Raw genomic sequence first — 19,537 nt, 5'->3', positions numbered from 1 at the left:
GATTTCCTACAGGTTCAGAAGGTCGGCGGTCTCTTCGCCGAGGGCCGGGCCGAGGGTCATGCCGCGTCCGCCCGGACCGGTGACGACCCAGACGGCGTCATCGGCCCGCACCCGGGTGACGATGGCCGCCGGATCGATGGACTGGCTGTACACGCCCGCCCAGCGGCGCACCACCGGCGGGAGTTTGCGGCCGAGCAGCTCCTCCACGACGCCGGTGAGGTATTCGTAGGGGGCCTCGTCCACGTCGAAGGCGAAGGGCTCCTCGTATTCGTGGGTGTCGCCGATGGTGAGGCCGCCGTGCAGGCGCTGCACGCACAGCATCTGCATCCGGTGCCGGGCGGCGACGAAGGACTGCGACTCCTCGGCCTCGAGCCGATCGAGCGCATCGCTCGCGTAGCCGGGGTAGTAGCGGAAGCTGTCACCGTCGGCGATGGCGGTGGTGAGATCCTCGCCCAGCGGGGCGGTCTGCATCATCTGCAACCGCACCCGGCGAACGGGCATGTCGCCCACCAGTTCCCGGGCGAGTCCGCGGTGCGACGCACCCGGGCACACCATTACGAGATCGCCCGTGTGGCGACGGCCGCGGTCGTCGGTCACGGTGCCGCCGGTGACGGCGCGCGCCTCGGTTCCGGCGAAGAACCGATAGCGGCCGGTCGCGTCCAGGTACCGGCGCAGCGCGGGCAGCGCCTGTCGGGACTCCACCGCCGCATCGGTCGAACAGTGCAGTCCGGCAAGGAATTTGCCGCGCAATGCGGGCTCGAGCGCGCGCACCCGATCGGGGTCGAGCAGTTCGAATCCGCGCTCGGCGGCGGACGCGGCGTTCGCGGCGGCCTCGGCGACCGCGAGTTCGGCCTCGGTGCGCACCAGGGTCAGCGAACCCGCGGGGCGGAAGCCGACGCCCGGCACCCGGCCGCCGATCTCCTCCCACAACTGCCGGGAGCGCAGCGCGATCTCCAGTTCACCGGCGCTGCGTCCGGACACCCACACCAGGCCGAAGTTGCGCACGGTGGCCCCGCGGGCCTCGACCTCGCGCTCGAGCTGGATCACTTCGTGGCCGCGCCGGACGGCGGCCAGGGCGTGGGCGGTGCCGAGGATGCCGCCGCCGATGATGACCAATCGCATGCGCCCTATCGTGGTCACTGGTCTAGACCTAAGAGTGTTTCGTACGCAAACGGCAGGTTAAAAATTGGTATAGACCATTTCGCTGTACGCTGTGGGGCATGGAGAGATCCGACGCGGCGGGGGCGGGCGCTCGTATCCCGAAGGCGTATCGAATCCGCACCGAACTCGACGCCATGCTGGCCGAACTGGCCGTCGGCGACGCCGTCCCCCCGGAACGCGAACTCGCCCTGCGCTTCGGCGTCGCCCGCGAAACCGTCCGGCAGGCGCTGCGAGATCTGTTGGTGGAAGGCCGGATTCGGCGCAAGGGGCGCGGCACCGTGGTTTCCCGCCCGAAGATGGTGCAGCCGCTGTCGCTGCGCTCCTACACCGAGGGGGCGATCAGCTTCGGCCGCGCCCCCGGCCGCCTGCTCGTCGACTGGGCCGACATCCCCGCCGACGACGACATCGCCCGTGATCTGGCCCTGCCCGCCGGAACGCCCGTCATGCATCTGGAACGCATCCTGCTCGCCGACGGCGAACGCATCGGCCTGGAGAGCACCTACCTGCCCCTGCCCCGCTTCGCCGCCCTGCGCGACAGCTACGACCCGGAGACCTCCCTCTACGCCGCCACCCGCGCCCTCGGCGTCACCTACGCCGCCGCCACCGAACGCATCGAAACCGTGCTCGCCTCCCCCCGCGAGGCCGCCCTCCTGGAATGCACCACGGCACTGCCCATGATCCTGCTCCACCGCCGCAGCCTCGACCCCGACGGCACCCCCATCGAACGCGTCCGCTCCCTCTACCGCGGCGACCGCATCGCCTTCGAGGCGCAGCTGCGCGAATAGCGGAACCGCTCAGGCGCGCAACGCCTTCGGGCCGACGCGGCCAGCGCGGTGGCCCGGGCGGCATGGGTGGCCCGCTCGCCGGTGGCCGGTGGCCGTGGGACGTAAGTCCCCGCAACCGGGGGCTTCGTGCGCTACCCGTGCGGGTGGCCACCGGGGGACCGTGGAGCCATGTCTCTCACACTGGCACTGTTCCTTATCGCCTGGGCGTTCATCGGCGTGGTGACCGGTCTGTGGATGATCCGCCGCGGCCACGACCCGATGTGGCTCGTCATCGCTGTCGCGCTGGGGCCGCTGTTCGTCCCGATCGCGTGGGAGCGGGTCGAGCGCCGCCCGCGTCTGGCCGCGTCGGGGCCCGAGGGCATTCTGGGACGCGCCGAAACTCGCGGACCTCGGGTGCTGGTGGCCATGGACGGCTCTCCGGAATCCGATCGTGCGCTCGATACGGCGCTCACCCTGTTCGGATCCGGGTGCGGCATGCTCGTACTCGCCGAGGTGGTCTGCTACGACGCCACCGACGACGCCACCCACGCCGCGATCGACGCCGCCGACGCCCGCTTGGCCGCCGCCGCGGAGCGGGCCCGCGCCGCCGGAATGCCGGTGCGCTTCGAGGTGCTGGCGGGTCCCCCGGGTGAGGCCCTCCGCCGCTTCGCCACCGACCAGGACATGGACGTACTGGTCGTCGGCCGCCGCGGTCGCGGCCTGTCCACCCGCCTGCTCGGCAGCGTATCCACCGAACTGGTCCACCACGCCGCCCTCCCGGTCCTGGTCGTCGAGCCCGCGCGACTGCGGGCTCCGGAGTCGAACGCGACGGTTTCGGCGCGATCCGGTCGCAGCTGATCGCTGTGGTCGCCAGCCGCTGACCCCGTGGTCGTGCTGGTCGCTGTGGTCGCCAGCTGCTGACCCCGTGGTCGAGCTGGTCGCTGTGGTCCAGGGCTGAGCGCCGTGGTCGGCAGAGGCTGATCGCCGTGGTTGGCGGGGTGATTGCTGTGGCCGGCAGGGGTGGCGGGGGTGGGCTCGCGCGCGCTAATATAAGTTCCAACTTATAGAGGAGGTTTCGTCATGCCCTTGCTGACCGATCCGGCCGCCGTAGCCGGACTCGTGGCCCGTGAACTGCGCAGCGGTGAGCGCGGCGGTGCGCCGACCAAGATCGCTGTCGCGCGCCGGACCTACGCGACCGAACAGGCCGATCTGTGGAGCGCGCTGACCGATATCGAGCGCATTCCACGGTGGTTCGCGCCCGTCTCGGGTGACCTGACGCTCGGCGGGAAATACCAGATCGAGGGCAATGCCGGTGGCGTCGTCGAGGAATGCGACGAACCGCGGCGGTTCGCCATCACCTGGGTGTTCAACGATCAGACCTCGTGGGTGCAGGTGACCCTCACCCCGGACGGCGACGGCACGCGGCTGGAACTGGTGCACGAGGCACCCGTCGACCCGGATTTCTGGGAGCGGTTCGGGCCGGGAGCGGTCGGGGTCGGCTGGGATCTCGCCCTGATGGGACTGGGGGAGCACCTGGCGACCGGGCAGCCGATGGATCCGGCACTGGCACAGACCTTCCACGAGACGCCGGAGGGGCGTGCCTTCATCGAAGTCGCGGCACGCGGCTGGGCCGAGGCCGCCATCGGCGACGGCGAGGACCCGGCCGCCGCCCGGGCGGCCGCGGACCGCACCATCGCGTTCTACACCGGTGTGCCCGAGGACGGCGCGCACTCCTGATGGACCGCTCCCCGGCGAAGATCTTCGAGGCGCTGGGCGATCCGATCCGCCGCCACATCCTCGAACTGTTGGCCGCCACCGGCGAACAGCCCGCGGGCGCGATCGTGACCGCGGTGCGACGCCACGCGACCATCTCCCAGCCCGGCGTCTCCCAGCACCTCAAGGCGCTGCGCGACGCCGGGCTGGTGCGCACCCGCGCCGACGGCACCCGCCGTCACTACGCCCTCGACCCGGACGGTATCGAGGCGGCGCAGCATTGGCTTGCGGCCCTGCACGATTCGCTCACGGCGTTCGCCCAGCCGCTCGACGCCCTCGCCACCGAGATCGCCCGCGGCAAACGCGCCCGCCGCGACGAGATCAGCCCGGCTGCCCCTGCCGGTCGCGCTCCTGGTCCGGATGCGCCCGCAGTGAGCCCGCGTGCGCCTTCGCGGTCGGATCCTGCCGCGTCTTGATCAGGCTGGCCACGGTGACGACCACGAGCACGGCGACGATCACGCCCAGGCTGACCGAGGTCGGAATCTCCGGCACGCGGTCGTCGATGTCGACGTGCGCCCAGTGCAGGATGAGCTTGGCGCCGATGAACGCCAGGATCAGCGACAGGCCGGTCGACAGGTACACCAGCCGGTCCAGCAGACCCTTGACGAGGAAGAACAGCGCCCGTAACCCCAGCAGCGCGAAAGCGTTGGCGGCGAAGACGATATAGGGCTCGCGGGTGACGCCGAACACCGCCGGAATCGAGTCCAGCGCGAACAGCAGATCGATACTGCCGATGGCCAGCAGCACGATGAACAGCGGCGTCACCATCCAGCGCCCGTCCACGCGGGTCGACAGCTTGCCGCCCACATAGTCGTCGGTAATGGGCAGCAGCCGCCGCGCGGCCCGCACCATCACATTGTCGTCGACCTCGGGATCCTGATCGCGGTGCCGGAACAGCTGCACCGCGGTGTAGATGAGCAGCAGCCCGAACAGCAGGAACATGAAGGAGAACAGCGACAGCAGCGTCGCGCCCAAGGCGATGAAGATGGCCCGCATGATCAACGCCAGCACGATGCCGAAGGTGAGCACCTTGTGCTGATGCTCCTCCGGCACCGCGAAGGTGGTCATGATGATCACGAAGACGAAGAGGTTGTCCACCGACAGGCTCTTCTCCACCACGTATCCGGCGAAGAACTCCGCCCCGAACCCGCCGCCGTACTGCCAGGCGAACCACACCCCGAAAGCGACGGCCACGAGAATGTAGAACACCGACCAGATGGTGGCCTCCCGGAAGCCCACCCGATGCGGCTTCACCGCTGCCACGATCAGATCCACCGCGAGCAGCGCGAGTATGAGTCCGATGGTGACAATCCAGGTCAGGGTGCTGATCTCGGCCACGCGCGCATCCTCTGTTGTTCGCTGCCCCGTGCGGCATCGACGCCACCGGAGAGTATCCCCGAGATCGTAGCGGGAGACTGGGCCGGTGCGGTGTCAGCCGCACCGGAACCGGCCCTTCCGGAGTGATCGTCCCTGTGTCCGTCGGCTCGGTTCCGACCATGCGCCGACCCGGCGCGGCCGTGAGCGCACTCGGTCGGCGACCGATCGGGAGATTCGGACTGCCGCGGAGATCGAGTGGTCCACCTCCGGTGGCCCGCTCACCGCGTCTTGCTCGGCGGGACTGTCGGATCGGCGATCGACGCGGCCCCGGCCGCAGTGGCGATCACCGCACCTGCGGGGCCACCTTGTCGCCGAGCAGTTCGATAGTGCGCAGCACCTTTTCGTGCGGCAGGGTGCCCACGCTGGTGTGCAGCATGAAGCGGTCCAGGCCGAGATCGTCGCGCACGGTGGCGATCTTCTCCGCCACATGGTCGGGGGCGCCGACGAACAGCGAACCGCTCTGGGAGCGCAGCGCGTCGAAGTGGTCGCGGGTCATGGGGGCCCAGCCGCGTTCGCGTCCGATGGCGCTCATGGCGGCGGCGTAGGGCGCGTAGAAGTCGTTCACGGCCTGCGCATCCGTTTCCGCCACATAGCCGTGCGCGTGCACCGCCACCGGCCGCGGCTCGTGGCCGCCCTCCGCCAGCGCCCGGTGGTACAGGTCGACCAGCGGTTTGAAGCGCGCGGGCTGTCCGCCGATGATGGCGATGGCCAGTGGCAGACCCAGCAGCCCGGCGCGGGCGACGGATTCCGGGGTGCCGCCCACCGCGATCCACACCGGCAGCGGGCGTTCGGTGCGCGGATACACCACGGCGTCGCTGAGTGGGGCGCGGAACTTCCCGGACCAGGTGACCGGCTCGTCCGCGCGAATCTTCAGCAGCAGCGCCAGTTTCTCGTCGAAGAGTTCGTCGTAGTCGCCCAGGTCGTAGCCGAACAGCGGGAAGGATTCGATGAACGAGCCACGGCCCGCCATCAGTTCGGCGCGCCCGCCGGAGAGCAGGTCCAGGGTGGCGAACTCCTGGTACACGCGCACCGGGTCGGCCGAGCTGAGCACGGTGACCGCGCTGGTGAGCTGGATGCGTTCGGTGCGGGCGGCGATGGCCGACAGCACCACGGTGGGGGCGGAGGCCGCGAAGTCGGCGCGGTGGTGTTCACCGACGCCGTATACCTCCAGTTCCGCGCGTTCGGTGGCGACGGCCTCATCGACCACCTCGCGCAACCGCTGTCCGGCGCTGGGCGCGGGCCGGTCGCCGACGGCGGTCATCTCGGCGAATGTGGTCAGTCCCAATTCCACGGCGGGTGCCTCCTGCAAGTAGTTACCACGTCAACCAAAGGGGTAAACGGACCATAGTCCGGAAGTATTCCGGGTACGGAGCACCCCGCGCGGGCGGATAGTCTTGTTCCATGTCAGTGCGCACCCGCAAACCTCTCGTTCCCGGCACCCAGTCGCCCATTCGAGAGGTGCCGAAGTCCATCGAGCGGCCGGAGTACGTCTGGAAGAAGACGGTCAACGAGGGACACGAGCCCTGGGTGCAGACCCCGGAGACCATCGAGAAGATGCGGATCGCGAGCAAGATCGCGGCGCAGGCGCTCGCCGAGGCGGGCAAGGCCGTCGCGCCCGGCGTCACCACCGATCAACTCGACGCCATCGCGCACGAGTACCTGTGCGATCACGGCGCGTACCCGTCGACGCTGGGCTACAAGGGATTCCCCAAATCCTGCTGCACCTCGCTCAACGAGGTCATCTGCCACGGCATCCCCGACTCCACCGTGATCGAGGACGGCGACATCGTGAATATCGACGTCACCGCCTACATCCACGGCGTGCACGGCGACACCAACGCCACCTTCCTCGCCGGTGACGTGGACGAGGAGGTGCGCCTGCTGGTCGAGCGCACCGAGGAGGCCACCATGCGCGCCATCAAGGCGGTGCGCCCCGGCCGCGCCCTCAATGTCATCGGCCGCGTCATCGAGTCCTACGCCAACCGCTTCGGCTACGGCGTGGTGCGCGACTTCACCGGCCACGGCGTCGGCCCCACCTTCCACAGCGGCCTGGTGATCCTGCACTACGACCAGCCCGCCGTGGAGGCCGAGATCGAGCCGGGCATGACCTTCACCATCGAGCCCATGATCAATCTGGGCGGCATCGACTACGAGATCTGGGACGACGGCTGGACGGTGGTCACCAAGGACCGCGCATGGACGGCACAGTTCGAGCACACCCTGGTCGTCACCGACACCGGCGCGGAAATCCTCACCCTGCCGTGAGCGCGCGCCCGCCCGCCGCGGAGGCCAGCCGGTGAAGGGCGCGCTGCTGGTCGCGGGCACCACCTCCGACGCCGGGAAAAGCGTTGTGGTGGCGGGACTCTGCCGCATGCTGGCGCGGCGCGGGGTGCGCGTCGCGCCGTTCAAGGCGCAGAACATGTCCAACAACTCCGTCGTCACCTCCGACGGCGGGGAGATCGGCCGCGCGCAGGCACTCCAGGCGCGGGCGTGCGGACTCGAGCCCAGCGTGCGCTTCAATCCGATCCTGCTCAAACCCGGCAGTGACCGGCGCTCCCAGCTGGTGGTGCGCGGGCGGGCCGTCGACACCGTGGGGGCGCGCGACTACTTCCGGCACCGGCAGCACCTGCGGCAGGTGGTGGCGGACGAATTGGCGGCGCTGCGAGCCGAATTCGATGTGGTGATCTGCGAGGGCGCGGGGTCACCGGCTGAAATCAACCTGCGCGCAACAGATCTGGCGAATATGGGTCTGGCGCGCGCGGCCGGGCTGCCGGTGCTGCTGGTCGGCGATATCGACCGCGGCGGGGTGCTGGCGCATCTCTTCGGCACCGTCGCCATTCTGGAACCCGAAGACCAGCAACTGATCTCGGGGTTCGTCATCAACAAGTTCCGCGGTGACGTGGAGCTGCTGCGACCCGGTATCGACCAGCTCACCGCGCTCACCGGCCGCCCCACGCTCGGTGTCCTCCCCTTCGCGGAGGAGCTGTGGATCGACGCCGAGGACTCGCTTGGCACCGTCGCCGACGCCCCGGTGGGCCGCTCCCTGCCGCCGCGCGGGTCGGAATGGCTGACCGTCGCTGCCATCCGGCTGCCGCGCATCTCCAACTCCACCGATGTGGAGGCGCTGGCCTGCGAACCGGGGGTGGCCGTGCGCTGGGTCACCGATCCCTCCCGGCTGACCGGCGCGGATCTGGTCGTCCTGCCGGGCAGCAAGGCCACCGTGAGCGATCTGGAATGGTTGCGCCGCACCGGAATCGCCGATGTCCTGCGCGTCCGCGCCGCCGCGGGCGGGCCGATCCTGGGCATCTGCGGCGGCTACCAGATGCTGGCCCGTGCCATCGAGGACCGCGTGGAATCGGACGCGGGCACGGTCGCGGGCCTCGGCCTGCTGGACCTCGAGATCGAATTCGCCGACCCGAAGGTGCTGCGCCGCGCCACCGGCCACGCCCGCGGCCTGCCCGTGCACGGATACGAGATTCATCACGGTCGGGTCCGTCACAGCGGCGACCGGCCCTGGCTGGAGTTGGACGGCGCTCCCGAAGGGAGTGTGCGCGGCTGCGTCTGGGGCACCCACCTGCACGGCGTCCTGGAGAACGACGCGTTCCGCCGAGCCTGGCTGCGCGAACTCGCCGAGCGCGCCGGGCGTACGGGCTTCGTTGTGGCCGACGATGTTTCGGTGGCGCGGGAGCGCACCGCACAGCTGGACCTGCTCGCCGACCTGATGGAGAAGCACCTCGACGAGGCGGCCCTGGAAGGGCTGATCACCGGCGGCGCACCGACCGATCTCGCCATTCTGCGCACCACCCGCTGAGCCCCGATCGAAATCACACCGACACGCGATGCGGACTCCCCGGCGGCGTGTACCGTGAATTCACATGGAATCTCGGCAGCTCACGGTCGGTGACAAGACGTGGACCGTGCGAGTCGGCGGCCCCGAATCCCGGCACAGTGTTCTGCTGCTGCCCGATGCGGGCGCTCCCGCGGACGTCTACGACCAGGTCTGTGCCCGCTTGCACAACTCCGATCTGCGCACGTTCGTCGTCGAGCACGCCGACGGCCTCGATACCGCCACCGTGCTCGCCCTGCTCGACCAACTGCGGGTGCCGTGGGCCAACCTGGTCGGCTGCGGCGCCGGGGCCGAGCTGGCCTGGCAGCTGTCCGCCCGGGGTTTCGGCCGGTTCATGAGCCTGGTCGTGGCCGGTCGCGCCCACCCCGCGGTGCCCGTCACCGGCGGCACGGCCCCGGATCCGAGTTGCCCCGCCGTGGAGATACCCACCACCCTGCTGGCCACCAAGGCGCTGCCCCGGGAGGCGGCCGAGGCGTCCGGCCGCCATGTCTACGGGGAATACCGCCTGGTCACCATGGATGTCACCGACGTGGCCACCGAGGCAGACCACGAACTGGCCACCGAGATCGTGCTACGCACCAGCTTCTGGTGAGGTGGCGACGGGCTCGGCCGAGGCGGTGTCGAGCCAGTCCAGCCACGAATCCAGCTCCGCGAACGCCTGTTTACGCGGCGTCTCCGCGGACAGGAACACATCGTGGCGGGCCCCCTCGATGGGCACGATATTGGTGCGCGTGCCCAGGCAGCCCGACCAGCGCTGGATCTGACGGACATCCAGCACCACGTCCGACACATCCGCGGCCGGACCGTACTCGCGCATGAACTTGGTCACCTTCGACCGCATGATGAGCGCGGGCACCCCGATATCCAGGCCCTGATGCAGGCGGGCGTGCCCGCGGCGGATGGCGCGCAGCCAGCCCGCGTGCACCGGGAAACCGGTCAGCGGCTTCCAGTCCAGGTCGTAATCCCATTCCCCGGCGACGGTGTGGTGCAGGCTGTCGCCGTAGGCGCTGCCCTCGGGCAGCGGCAGGCGGGTCATGGCGCTGAACCGGGCCAGACCGTGCAGCACCGCCGTACCGACCGACCGGTAGTAGGACGGCCCCTGCAAATCGAACCACGGGCTGTTGAGCGCCAACCCGGTGATGCCCTGCGCCCGCACGCCGCCACCGGACCGGTTGAGCCGGTTCAGCCACAGCGAGGTGATGAGCCCACCCGTCGAATGCGCCAGGATCAGCGTGGGCAGTCCGGTCTCGGCGCGGATGGTCCGCAGCGAGCGGTTCAACTCGGCGTCGTAGAGGGTCAGGTCGCTGACATAGTGCGCGGTCTGCCCGGACCTCCGGGCCCGGCCGCACTTGCGCAGGTCGAGCGCGTAGAAGCGGTATCCGCGCCCGGCGAAATGCTCGGCCAGATGTTTCTGGAAGAAGTAGTCGGTGAATCCGTGCACATAGAGCACGGCCTTGGTGGCGACCGGCGCTTCGGTGGGCGTGTGGCGGACCAGGACGGCCTCCACCTCACCCTCGCCGTCGGGGTCAGGACCCAGCGGGATGGTCAGTCGCTCATAGCCCGCACCCAGCACATCCGGTTGCCAGGCGGGGGCCGTCGGATCGGTGACGGTGGAGGTCGCGGCGGGCGTATCGGAACTCACAGTCTCAATCTATCCCCAGCCGTGGCGACATCGCACCCGGGAGGGATCTCTCACAATCGGCCCTGTCGCTGCGTGAATTCCGCGTGTTGAGGGGCACAATCGAAACTAGGTGAACGACGGGTAACCTAAGCGCCGCTAGGTTGCCGCATCTAGGACAAGGAAGTCGATCTACCCGTGCCGAACGCTGCCAAGATTGAGAAGACCGATGTAGTACTCATCGGTGCCGGCATCATGAGTGCCACCCTGGGTGCACTGCTTCGCCAGGTGCAGCCGGACTGGTCGATCACCGTGTTCGAGCGGCTCGACGCCGCCGCCGCGGAGAGCAGCGACCCGTGGAACAACGCGGGCACCGGCCACTCGGCTCTGTGCGAGCTCAACTACACGCCGCAGAACGCCGACGGCTCCGTCGAGATCACCAAGGCCATCGACATCAACGAGCGCTTCCAGGTGTCGCGCCAGTTCTGGTCGTATGCCGTGGAGACCGGCATCTTGGCCGAGCCCTCCAATTTCATCAACCCCATCCCGCATGTGAGCTTCACCCACGGCGAGGCGGATGTACGGTACCTGCGCAAGCGCTACGAGGCGCTGTCGCGGCATCCGCTGTTCGAGGGCATGGAATTCATCGACAGCCCCGACGAATTCGCGCGTCGGCTGCCGCTCATGGCCCGCGGCCGCGACTTCTCCGACCCGGTCGCGCTGAACTGGACCGACGCCGGCACCGATATCGACTTCGGCGAGCTGACCACCGAATTGCTGGCCTACCTGGGCGCGTCCGGTGCCGATCTCGCCTTCGGGCACGAGGTGCGCAACCTCACCAAGCAGTCCGACGGCTCCTGGCTGGTGAAGGTGCGCAACACCCGCACCGGCAAGGCGCGCGTCGTCAACGCCAGGTTCGTCTTCGTCGGCGCGGGCGGCGGCGCGCTGCCGCTGCTGCAGAAGTCCGGCATCAAGGAGATCTCCGGCTTCGGCGGGTTCCCGGTGTCGGGTCTGTTCCTGCGCTGCACCAATCCGGAACTCATCGCCAAGCACGAGGCCAAGGTGTACGGCAAGGCCGCCGTGGGCGCGCCGCCGATGTCGGTGCCGCACTTGGACACCCGCGTCATCGACGGGGACCGTGGGCTGCTGTTCGGCCCCTACGCGGGCTGGACGCCGAAGTTCCTCAAGGACGGCGGCTACACCGACCTGCTCAAGTCGGTCAAACCCAACAATCTGTTCTCCATGCTCGGCGTCGGCGTCACCGAACTCGGCCTGGTCAAGTATCTGGTCTCGGAGCTGCTGAAGTCGCAGGCCGGTCGGGTCGACGCGATGGAGGAGTTCATTCCGCGCGCCGACGGCCACGACTGGGAGCTGATCATCGCTGGCCAGCGCGTGCAGATGATCCGGCGCAAGGGCGCGGGCGGCGTGCTGGAACTGGGCACCGCCGTGGTGGCGGCCGAGGACGGCACCATCGCCGGTCTGCTCGGCGCCTCCCCGGGCGCGTCCACCTGCGTGAGCGCCATGCTCGACGTCATGCAGAAGTGCTTCCCGCACGAATACGCCTCGTGGCAGCCGAAACTCAAGGAAATGGTGCCCTCGCTGGGCGTGAAGCTCTCGGAGAACCAGGCGCTGTTCCGCGAGGTGTGGGACTGGTCCAACAAGGCGCTGCGTCTCGAATCGAACACGCCCGATATCGAAGGGGTCGCGCCGCACGCCGCGGTGTGATAGCAAGACGCGATGATGTCAACGGTTGCTCTCAAACGGTCGTGGGCCCAGGACCTGGATACCGAGACCCTGTACAAGCTGTTGAAACTTCGCGTCGAAGTGTTCGTCGTCGAGCAGAAATGCGCCTACCCGGAACTCGACGGGCTCGACCTGCTGCCGGAGACCCGGCACTTCTGGCTCGACGACGAGGGTGAGGTCATCTGCACCCTGCGGCTGCTCGAGGAGCACCGCGACGGCGTGAAGTCCTTCCGCATCGGCCGCCTCTGCACCAGCGTTCCCGCCCGCGGACACGGCTACACCACTCGGGTGCTGCAGGCCGCCCTCGCCGAGGCGGGTTCGGCCACGGTCCGCCTCAACGCCCAGACCTACCTTGTCGACATGTACACCAAGCACGGCTTCAAGCCCGACGGCGACGAGTACATCGAGGACGGCATACCGCACATCCCGATGCGCCGCGGCTGAGCCGCCGCACCTTTCTCGGCCCCCACCGAAACCAGGTGCGGGGCCGAACCTTTGTCCCGGTGCGGCGGTCGCGGGCACCCAGCCGCAGCCGTTGGTGAATGCCGATGCGATGGAACCGGCCTGCGACGGGGTTCGGGTTTCACCGTGGCCGTCCGTGGGCGGCGGCGTCGAGCGGATGCGGTGGCGACCGGTCACGCTGTCGCCATCGACGCTCAGATCTCAGCTGTGGCGGGGGCGTGGTGAGGGCCGGTGTGTGGCGCGCATACAGTGGGGGCGTGTCGGCTTCCCGTGTTGTGCATCCCGAATCCGTACGAGTGGGCGGTTCGTCCGTCGGGGACGATGCCGGGTTCCCGTTCTCGGCCGTGGTCGGTCAGGAGCGTTTGCAGCTCGCCCTGATCCTGTGCGCGGTGCATCCCGGTATCGGCGGTGTGTTGGTGCGCGGAGAGAAGGGCACCGCCAAATCGACCGTGGTGCGTGCGCTGGCTCAGTTACTGCCGCCCATCGTCGACGAGAGCGGGGCGCGGCCCGCCCGGCTGGTGGAGTTGCCGGTAGGCGCGACCGAGGACCGCGTGGTCGGTTCGTTGGACCTGGAGCGGGTGCTGCGCGACGGCGAGCAGGCGTTCAAACCCGGTCTGCTGGCGGCCGCCCACCACGGCGTGCTCTACGTCGACGAGGTGAATCTGCTGCACGACCATCTGGTGGACGTGTTGCTCGACGCCGCCGCCATGGGGCGGGTGCATATCGAACGCGATGGCGTCTCGGCCTCGCATCCTGCCCGTTTCGTGCTGGTGGGCACCATGAACCCGGAGGAGGGCGAGCTGCGGCCGCAGCTGCTGGACCGCTTCGGCCTCACCGTCGACGTGGTCGCCTCGCGCGAGGTGGACGTGCGCATGGCGGTGGTGCGCCGCCGCCTCGACTACGAGGCGGACCCGGCCGGATTCGCGGCCCGCTACACCGCCGCCGACCGTGCGGTGGCCGAGCGCATCCTGTCCGCACGCGACCGCCTCGACGAGATCACCCTCGACACCGTGGAACTGCGCCGCATCGCCGCCCTCTGCGCGAGCTTCGACGTGGACGGGATGCGCGCCGATCTGGTGGTGGCACGCACCGCCACCGCACACGCCGCCTGGCGCGGCGGCGGCGCGGTCACCGAGGAGGATGTGCGGGTGGCGGCGGAACTCGCACTGCCGCACCGACGGCGGCGCGATCCGTTCGACGAGCCCGGTATCAGCGAGGAGCAGCTGGACGAGGCCATGCGGCAGGCGGCGGAGGAAGCCGCGCGGGCGCAGGAGGACGATCCGGGAAAAGCGATGGGGTCTCGCCCGACGACGGTGCGGGGCCACTGACCGACGACGCGGAACCCGAAGGCGGAGGGGCTGATTCGTCCGAGGATTCGCGAAGCCGTCCGGACGCTGCCGAGGGCAGTTCGAACCGCCGAGAAGGCCATTCGGAGAGCCGCGAAGGCCGTTCGGAACTTGATGATGGCCGTTCGGACGATAACGACAGCCGTTCGGACCTGCCCGAGCAGGAGCCGGATTCGGCCGGAGATGAACCGGATCGCCCTGGTGCCGAATCGGATTCACCGGCCCGACCGCCGGGCGACGCGAATTCTGCGGGTGGCGAGTCGAATTCCGGCCGTCCCGCCCGGGAGGGCGATGCGGGACTGCCCGCACTCTCCCCGGCCAAGCCCCCGCGCTGGGAGGTCCCGGGTATCGGCGAGGGTGCCCCCGGCCGCCGCTCCCGCGCCCGCACCCGGCAGGGCCGGGTGGTGCGCGCCATCGCGGACACCACCGGCGGCCTGCACCTGCTCGGCACCATCTTCGCCGCCGCGCCGCACCAGCGCGCCCGGGGCCGCGACTGCGGCCCCCTCGCGCTGGCCGTCGACGACCTGCGCGGCGCGTATCGCGAAGGCCGGGAAGGGAATCTGGTGGTCTTCGTGGTCGACGCCTCCGGTTCCATGGCGGCCCGCGACCGCCTGTCCGCCGTCACCGGTGCGGTGGTGACGCTGCTGCGCGACGCCTACCAGCGCCGCGACAAGGTCGCCGTCATCACCGTGCGCGGGCAGGCCGCCGACCTGGTGCTGCCGCCGACCTCCTCGGTGGACATCGCCGTCCGTCGCCTGGCGGGCATCCGAACCGGCGGCAAAACCCCACTGGCGCAAGGACTTCTGAAGGCCCGCGAGGTACTGGCCCGCGAGCGCGTGCGCGACCCCCGGCGCCGCCCGCTGGTCGTGCTGCTCACCGACGGCCGCGCCACCGGCGGCACCGATCCGGTCCCGCGCGCTCGCACCGCCGCCCGCCTGCTGGCCGGTGACGGGGTCACCGCCATGGTGGTGGACTGCGAACGCGGCATGATCCGCCTCGGCCTGGCCCGCGATATCGCCCGCGACCTGCGCGCCGGATATCTGCGGCTGGGTGAGCTCACCGGCGAGTCGGTCGCGGGCGTGGTCCGCGCCGGAGTCGGCGTCGCCTGATCCGGGTCGCCTGATCCGGGTCGCCGGCGCGTCCGCTGCGCTGCGATGCCGGGCGTTCGGGGCCGCCGACCGGCCGCCGCGCGACCGCAGGGCGCCGATCTCCCACGGGAACCAATCGTGGCGCTCACACGTCGAAGAGGCATGGGGATTTTTCGTCGTCGTGACCGGCGGGCCGACCGGCGCGGCCAGGTGGCCGACAATGGTGCCGATTTCATGGGGGAGGCCGCACCGGCCCTGATCGAGGCCGCCGCAACCGGCCTGTTCCGGGTGATCACCAGCGGTATCGGCCGCCTCTTCTCGGCGGTCCTGCACGCCCTGAACTGACCGACTGCTGCCAATCCGGTGGCTGCTGGCTGGATAGTGCCCGGACTCGTGCTTGAAATAGTAAAGTCAGTAGGAAATATGCAAGCTACCCGGGAGTCCGGGGCGAGAGGGGGCCGCCATGGCCGACATCACCAGGAGTGTGCGGCCCGACTGGGTCGATGACGACCTGTTTCCGTTCGAGAGCCGATTCATCGATATCGACGGGCACACCGTGCACTACGTCGACGAGGGGTCGGGGCCCACACTGCTTCTGCTGCACGGCAATCCGACCTGGTCATTCCTCTGGCACGACGTGATCCGAGGGCTGCGCGACGATTTCCGGTGCGTCGCCCTCGACTATCCGGGCTTCGGGCTGTCGACGCCGAAGCCCGGATACCGCTACCTGCCCGAGGAACACGCCTCCGTGGTCACCGCATTCGCCGACGCGCTCGGCCTCGAGGGCGTCACCCTGATCGGGCAGGACTGGGGCGGCACGATCGGCCTGGCCGCTGCGCAGCGGCGGCCGGGCGTCTTCGAGCGCCTGGTACTGGCCAATACCTGGGCGTGGCCGGTCAACGGCGACCTGCACTTCGAGGCGTTCTCGCGCATCATCGGCGGGCTGCCGGGGCGATTCCTGGTGCGACAGTTCAACCTGCTCGTCAACATCTTCATCCCCACCGGCCACCACAGGCGCAAGCCCACCGCGGCCGAGATGGACCACTACCGCCGCGCGCTGGACACCCCCGAACGCCGCCAGGCTTCGGCGGTGCTGCCCGGCCGAGTCCTCGCCAGCCGGACCTTCTTCGCGGAGGTCGAGGCCGGTCTCGCCGCTATCGCGCAGCTGCCGACGCTGATCGTGTGGGGTGACGCCGATATCGCCTTCCGGCCGCGGGAACGCGAGCGTCTGGAAGCGACCTTCCCCGATCACCGGACCGTGATCGTCGAGGGTGCTGGCACCTATGTGGAGTCCGACGCGCCCGAGGAGTTCATCGCCGCGTTCCGCGACTGGGCGGCGAGCCGGAGCGGGTCCGCCGGTCGCGCGGGTGAGGAGCGCCCATAGTTCGCCGGACATCCGGGTGAGCGGACAGCGCCGGATGCCCGCGACTTCGACACCGACGCCGCCGCGGACGGGGCAGCTCACCCTCTCCGAATGGTGCGACAACCTGGTCGAGAACTGGGACAAGGCGGTGGCCGAGGTCGGCGAGGGCACCGCCAAGGTCTGGGGCCTCTACATGGCGGGATGTCAGCTCGGCTTCGAACGCAATATGGTGCAGCTGCACCAGGTCCCGGGCGTCAAGCTCGGAGCCGACCAGGAGGCAGTGGCGAGCGGCGAGTGGCGAGCGGCGAGTGGCGAGCGGCGAGTGGCGAGCGGCGAGTGGCGCGGGCGGCCAGCGAGCCGGTTGGCGGCTTCGGTCGCCCGGCCGGGCTCGCGGCGGTGGGTGCGGCGCGTTGCCCGGCGGTGGGTGTGGCGCGTTGCCCGGCGGTCGGCGTGCCGCGCTGCCCGGCGGTCGGCGCGGGGGAGTCGTGTGGCACCGTTGGGGGCGGCGACCGGGGGTCGCCGTCGCGAAAGGAGCCACATTCCATGCCCAAAGGTGTCCCGCTGCCGGAGAGCATTCCCGACGACGGACTGACGACGCGGCAGCGGCGCAATCAGCCGGTGCTCGCGGTGCACACCGGGCCCGGCAAGGGGAAGTCGACCGCGGCGTTCGGGATGGCGTTGCGGGCGTGGAATCAGGGCTTCGACATCGCGGTGTTCCAGTTCGTGAAGAGCGCCAAATGGAAGGTGGGGGAGGAGGCGGCCTTCCGCGCCCTCGGCGGTCTGCACGAGCAGACCGGTGCGGGCGGGGCCGTGGAATGGCACAAGATGGGCGAGGGCTGGTCCTGGACCCGCAAGCACGGCAGCGAGCAGGATCATGCCGCCGCCGCCCTGGCGGGCTGGCAGGAGATCGCGCGCCGCCTCGCCGCCGAGCAGCACCGCTTCTACGTCCTCGACGAATTCACCTACCCGCTGAAATGGGGCTGGGTCGATGTGGACGAGGTGGTCGACACCCTCCGCTCCCGTCCCGGCAACCAGCACGTGGTCATCACCGGCCGCGACGCCCCGCAGGCCCTCGTCGAGGCCGCCGACCTGGTCACCGAGATGACCAAGGTGAAACACCCGATGGACGCTGGCCGCAAGGGCCAGCGGGGGATCGAATGGTGAGTACACCGGCGGTGGTGATCGCCGCGCCCGCCTCCGGCAGTGGAAAGACCACGGTCGCAACGGGTTTGATCGGTGCGCTGCGGCGAGCCGGGCACCGGGTGGCCCCCTTCAAGGTCGGCCCCGACTACATCGACCCCGGCTATCACGGACTGGCCGCCGGTCGCCCCGGCCGCAACCTCGATCCCGTCCTGGTGGGCGCGGAACGGATCGCGCCGCTGTACCGCCACGGCAGCCGCGACTGCGATATCGCCGTGGTCGAGGGCGTCATGGGTCTGTTCGACGGCCGCATCGACGAACACCACACCGCACCCGTGGCTGAGGGCTCCACCGCCCAGATCGCCGCCATGCTCGGCGCACCGGTCGTGCTCGTGGTCGACGCTCGCGGCCACAGCCAGAGCCTCGCCGCCCTGTTGCACGGTTTCGCCACCTTCGACAGCGGCATCCGCCTCGGCGGCGTCATCCTCAACCGTGTCGGCAGCGAACGCCACGAACACGTGTTGCGCGCCGCCTGCGCCCGAGTCGGCCTCCCGGTCCTCGGCGCACTACCCCGCATGGCCGAATTGGCCGTCCCCTCCCGTCATCTCGGCCTCATCCCCGCCGTCGAACACGGTGTCGCGGCCGAATCCGCGGTGGCCGCCATGACCGACCTCATCGCCGCACACATCGACCTGCCCGCCGTGGTGTCCCTGGCAGCCTCCCGGGTCACCGGCCCCGCCTGGGACCCCGCCGCGGAACTGCGGACCGCGATGGCGGCGCACGGCGTCCGTTCGGCAGCTGCCGCTGCCGCCGATCAGACCCACGAGCCGGGCGTTCCCACCTCGACCGGTCCCGCCGAGTCGATGGTCGGCGTGGGTGCCGCTGTCGGCGCGGGGCGCGAGCCCGTCGGCGAATCCGTCATGCGGGATGTCGGCGTCGGTGCTCGGCGGCGTGACGGTGCGACCGGTCCCGCTGTCGCTGCCCCCGGCGCGGCTGCGGTGCCTCATGCCGATCGTGGTGCCGCCGTCATGACGGATATGGGGGATGGCGCCCGACGTGGCGACGCGGTCGGAGGAATCGAAGCGCCCGCCTCGTCGGCCGGGGTGACCGGTGGCGGAGTGGGCGGTGCCGGATTCGGTGGCGCGCGAGCCGGTGTGGTCGTCGCGGTCGCCGGGGGTGCCGCGTTCACCTTCGGGTACGCCGAGCATCGGGAGCTGCTGGAGGCGGCCGGGGCGCGGGTGGTGGTGTTCGATCCGCTGCGCGACGAATTGCCGCCCGACACAGCGGCTCTCGTGTTGCCCGGCGGGTTTCCCGAGGAACACGCGGCGGAGCTGTCGGCGAATATCGCGCTGCGCGAAGCCGTGGCCGAGAACGCGCGGCAGGGTATGCCGATCCATGCCGAATGCGCCGGTCTGCTCTACCTGACCCGCTCGCTCGACGGCCATCCCATGGCCGGAGTCATCGACGCCGTAGCCGAATTCGGACCTCGCCTCACCCTCGGCTATCGGGATGCGGTGGCGCTGTCGGATTCCCCCCTGTGGTCGGCGGGCGAGCGGGTGCGCGGCCACGAGTTCCACCGCACCCGGCTTACCGCCACGGGTGCGGACCTCCCTGCCTGGGGCTGGCGCTCACACACCGGCGAAACGGTCAGGGAAGGCGCTCTCCCGCACCGCGTCCACGCCTCCTACCTGCACACCCACCCCGCCGGAAATCCGGCCGCCATCGCCCGCTTCGTCACCGCCGCAGCGGATTTCGCCCGGAGCCGGACACGTGCCTGACGCGCCCGGCGGCGCGAGCGGCATCGACCGGCACCGCACTCCTGATCGGCTTCAGCCGACCGATCACCGGGTGGGTG

General features: G+C 70.1%; 17 protein-coding genes and 2 pseudogenes. 15 read left to right on the top strand and 4 right to left on the bottom strand.

The annotated features are described in order from the left end of the window. Window positions 1–6: 6 nt before the first annotated feature. Complete coding sequence (locus tag QJS31_RS16405; RefSeq protein ID WP_306357077.1) at window positions 7–1,122, bottom strand: TIGR03364 family FAD-dependent oxidoreductase; 1,116 nt, start codon at window positions 1,120–1,122, stop codon at window positions 7–9. A gap of 98 nt (window positions 1,123–1,220) precedes the next feature. Here QJS31_RS16405 and QJS31_RS16400 point away from each other — a divergent pair, with 98 nt between their 5' ends. From QJS31_RS16400 to QJS31_RS16385, 4 genes are all read left to right on the top strand, one after another. Next, on the top strand, window positions 1,221–1,946 hold the full coding sequence (locus tag QJS31_RS16400; RefSeq protein ID WP_029929927.1) for a GntR family transcriptional regulator: 726 nt from the start codon (window positions 1,221–1,223) through the stop codon (window positions 1,944–1,946). Window positions 1,947–2,114: 168 nt separating this feature from the next. After that, complete coding sequence (locus tag QJS31_RS16395; protein ID WP_306357076.1) at window positions 2,115–2,783, top strand: universal stress protein; 669 nt, start codon at window positions 2,115–2,117, stop codon at window positions 2,781–2,783. A gap of 222 nt (window positions 2,784–3,005) precedes the next feature. Further along, window positions 3,006–3,662, top strand: a complete 657-nt coding sequence (locus QJS31_RS16390; protein WP_282780204.1) for an SRPBCC family protein — start codon at window positions 3,006–3,008, stop codon at window positions 3,660–3,662. Further along, a complete protein-coding gene (locus QJS31_RS16385) occupies window positions 3,662–4,114 on the top strand; it encodes a helix-turn-helix transcriptional regulator (protein ID WP_306357075.1) in 453 nt (150 codons plus the stop codon). The genes QJS31_RS16390 and QJS31_RS16385 overlap by 1 nt, the downstream gene beginning before the upstream one ends. On the opposite strand, the gene QJS31_RS16380 is transcribed toward QJS31_RS16385, so the two are convergent. Then, window positions 4,020–5,036, bottom strand: a complete 1,017-nt coding sequence (locus QJS31_RS16380; RefSeq protein ID WP_282780208.1) for a TerC family protein — start codon at window positions 5,034–5,036, stop codon at window positions 4,020–4,022. The genes QJS31_RS16385 and QJS31_RS16380 overlap by 95 nt on opposite strands. A gap of 322 nt (window positions 5,037–5,358) precedes the next feature. Beyond that, window positions 5,359–6,366, bottom strand: coding sequence for an LLM class flavin-dependent oxidoreductase (locus tag QJS31_RS16375; RefSeq protein ID WP_306357074.1), 1,008 nt, complete (start codon window positions 6,364–6,366; stop codon window positions 5,359–5,361). Window positions 6,367–6,476: 110 nt separating this feature from the next. Between QJS31_RS16375 and map the strand changes: the two genes are divergently transcribed. The 3 genes from map (at window position 6,477) to QJS31_RS16360 (ending at window position 9,514) form a co-directional block, all read left to right on the top strand. Beyond that, window positions 6,477–7,340, top strand: coding sequence for a type I methionyl aminopeptidase (gene map, locus QJS31_RS16370; protein ID WP_282780212.1), 864 nt, complete (start codon window positions 6,477–6,479; stop codon window positions 7,338–7,340). A 31-nt stretch (window positions 7,341–7,371) separates the two neighbouring features. Further along, window positions 7,372–8,886, top strand: coding sequence for a cobyric acid synthase (locus QJS31_RS16365; RefSeq protein ID WP_306357073.1), 1,515 nt, complete (start codon window positions 7,372–7,374; stop codon window positions 8,884–8,886). Window positions 8,887–8,950: 64 nt separating this feature from the next. Further along, window positions 8,951–9,514, top strand: a complete 564-nt coding sequence (locus tag QJS31_RS16360) for a hypothetical protein (RefSeq protein ID WP_039816034.1) — start codon at window positions 8,951–8,953, stop codon at window positions 9,512–9,514. On the opposite strand, the gene QJS31_RS16355 is transcribed toward QJS31_RS16360, so the two are convergent. Beyond that, entirely contained in the window at window positions 9,494–10,564 is a 1,071-nt protein-coding gene (locus tag QJS31_RS16355; protein ID WP_282780216.1) for an alpha/beta hydrolase, read from the bottom strand. The genes QJS31_RS16360 and QJS31_RS16355 overlap by 21 nt on opposite strands. A gap of 174 nt (window positions 10,565–10,738) precedes the next feature. Between QJS31_RS16355 and mqo the strand changes: the two genes are divergently transcribed. From mqo to QJS31_RS16315, 8 genes and pseudogenes are all read left to right on the top strand, one after another. Next, window positions 10,739–12,265, top strand: a complete 1,527-nt coding sequence (gene mqo, locus QJS31_RS16350) for a malate dehydrogenase (quinone) (RefSeq protein WP_282780217.1) — start codon at window positions 10,739–10,741, stop codon at window positions 12,263–12,265. 12 nt (window positions 12,266–12,277) lie between these two features. Continuing rightward, window positions 12,278–12,727 (top strand): GNAT family N-acetyltransferase, encoded by a 450-nt coding sequence (locus QJS31_RS16345; RefSeq protein WP_306357072.1) that lies wholly within the window; start codon window positions 12,278–12,280, stop codon window positions 12,725–12,727. Window positions 12,728–13,041: 314 nt separating this feature from the next. Continuing rightward, a pseudogene (locus QJS31_RS16340) lies at window positions 13,042–15,200 on the top strand (magnesium chelatase subunit D family protein). 141 nt (window positions 15,201–15,341) lie between these two features. Further along, window positions 15,342–15,524 (top strand): hypothetical protein, encoded by a 183-nt coding sequence (locus QJS31_RS16335; protein WP_306357071.1) that lies wholly within the window; start codon window positions 15,342–15,344, stop codon window positions 15,522–15,524. 118 nt (window positions 15,525–15,642) lie between these two features. Continuing rightward, window positions 15,643–16,563 (top strand): alpha/beta fold hydrolase, encoded by a 921-nt coding sequence (locus QJS31_RS16330; protein WP_306357070.1) that lies wholly within the window; start codon window positions 15,643–15,645, stop codon window positions 16,561–16,563. Window positions 16,564–16,639: 76 nt separating this feature from the next. Beyond that, window positions 16,640–16,819, top strand: a pseudogene (locus QJS31_RS16325) (class I SAM-dependent methyltransferase); the annotation flags it as partial. A 266-nt stretch (window positions 16,820–17,085) separates the two neighbouring features. Further along, window positions 17,086–17,706 (top strand): cob(I)yrinic acid a,c-diamide adenosyltransferase, encoded by a 621-nt coding sequence (cobO, locus tag QJS31_RS16320; RefSeq protein ID WP_282782863.1) that lies wholly within the window; start codon window positions 17,086–17,088, stop codon window positions 17,704–17,706. After that, window positions 17,700–19,460, top strand: a complete 1,761-nt coding sequence (locus QJS31_RS16315; protein WP_306357069.1) for a cobyrinate a,c-diamide synthase — start codon at window positions 17,700–17,702, stop codon at window positions 19,458–19,460. Before cobO ends, QJS31_RS16315 begins: the two co-directional genes overlap by 7 nt. Window positions 19,461–19,537 lie beyond the last annotated feature (77 nt).

The organism is Nocardia sp. CC213A (assembly GCF_030766805.1).
Taxonomy (GTDB): domain Bacteria; phylum Actinomycetota; class Actinomycetes; order Mycobacteriales; family Mycobacteriaceae; genus Nocardia; species Nocardia otitidiscaviarum.
The sequence above is the reverse complement of the archived record's forward strand: the minus strand, read 5'-3'. Positions and strand labels throughout refer to the sequence as shown.

Bases quoted from the DNA above. Each gene is read 5' to 3' on its own strand.
- map (WP_282780212.1), top strand. From the start codon at position 6,477: ATGTCAGTGCGCACCCGCAAACCTCTCGTTCCCGGCACCCAGTCGCCC.
- QJS31_RS16395 (WP_306357076.1), top strand. From the start codon at position 2,115: ATGTCTCTCACACTGGCACTGTTCCTTATCGCCTGGGCGTTCATCGGC.
- cobO (WP_282782863.1), top strand. From the start codon at position 17,086: ATGCCCAAAGGTGTCCCGCTGCCGGAGAGCATTCCCGACGACGGACTG.
- QJS31_RS16405 (WP_306357077.1), bottom strand. From the start codon at position 1,122: ATGCGATTGGTCATCATCGGCGGCGGCATCCTCGGCACCGCCCACGCC.
- QJS31_RS16360 (WP_039816034.1), top strand. From the start codon at position 8,951: ATGGAATCTCGGCAGCTCACGGTCGGTGACAAGACGTGGACCGTGCGA.
- QJS31_RS16330 (WP_306357070.1), top strand. From the start codon at position 15,643: ATGGCCGACATCACCAGGAGTGTGCGGCCCGACTGGGTCGATGACGAC.
- QJS31_RS16390 (WP_282780204.1), top strand. From the start codon at position 3,006: ATGCCCTTGCTGACCGATCCGGCCGCCGTAGCCGGACTCGTGGCCCGT.
- QJS31_RS16315 (WP_306357069.1), top strand. From the start codon at position 17,700: ATGGTGAGTACACCGGCGGTGGTGATCGCCGCGCCCGCCTCCGGCAGT.
- QJS31_RS16385 (WP_306357075.1), top strand. From the start codon at position 3,662: ATGGACCGCTCCCCGGCGAAGATCTTCGAGGCGCTGGGCGATCCGATC.
- QJS31_RS16345 (WP_306357072.1), top strand. From the start codon at position 12,278: ATGATGTCAACGGTTGCTCTCAAACGGTCGTGGGCCCAGGACCTGGAT.
- QJS31_RS16400 (WP_029929927.1), top strand. From the start codon at position 1,221: ATGGAGAGATCCGACGCGGCGGGGGCGGGCGCTCGTATCCCGAAGGCG.
- QJS31_RS16335 (WP_306357071.1), top strand. From the start codon at position 15,342: ATGGGGATTTTTCGTCGTCGTGACCGGCGGGCCGACCGGCGCGGCCAG.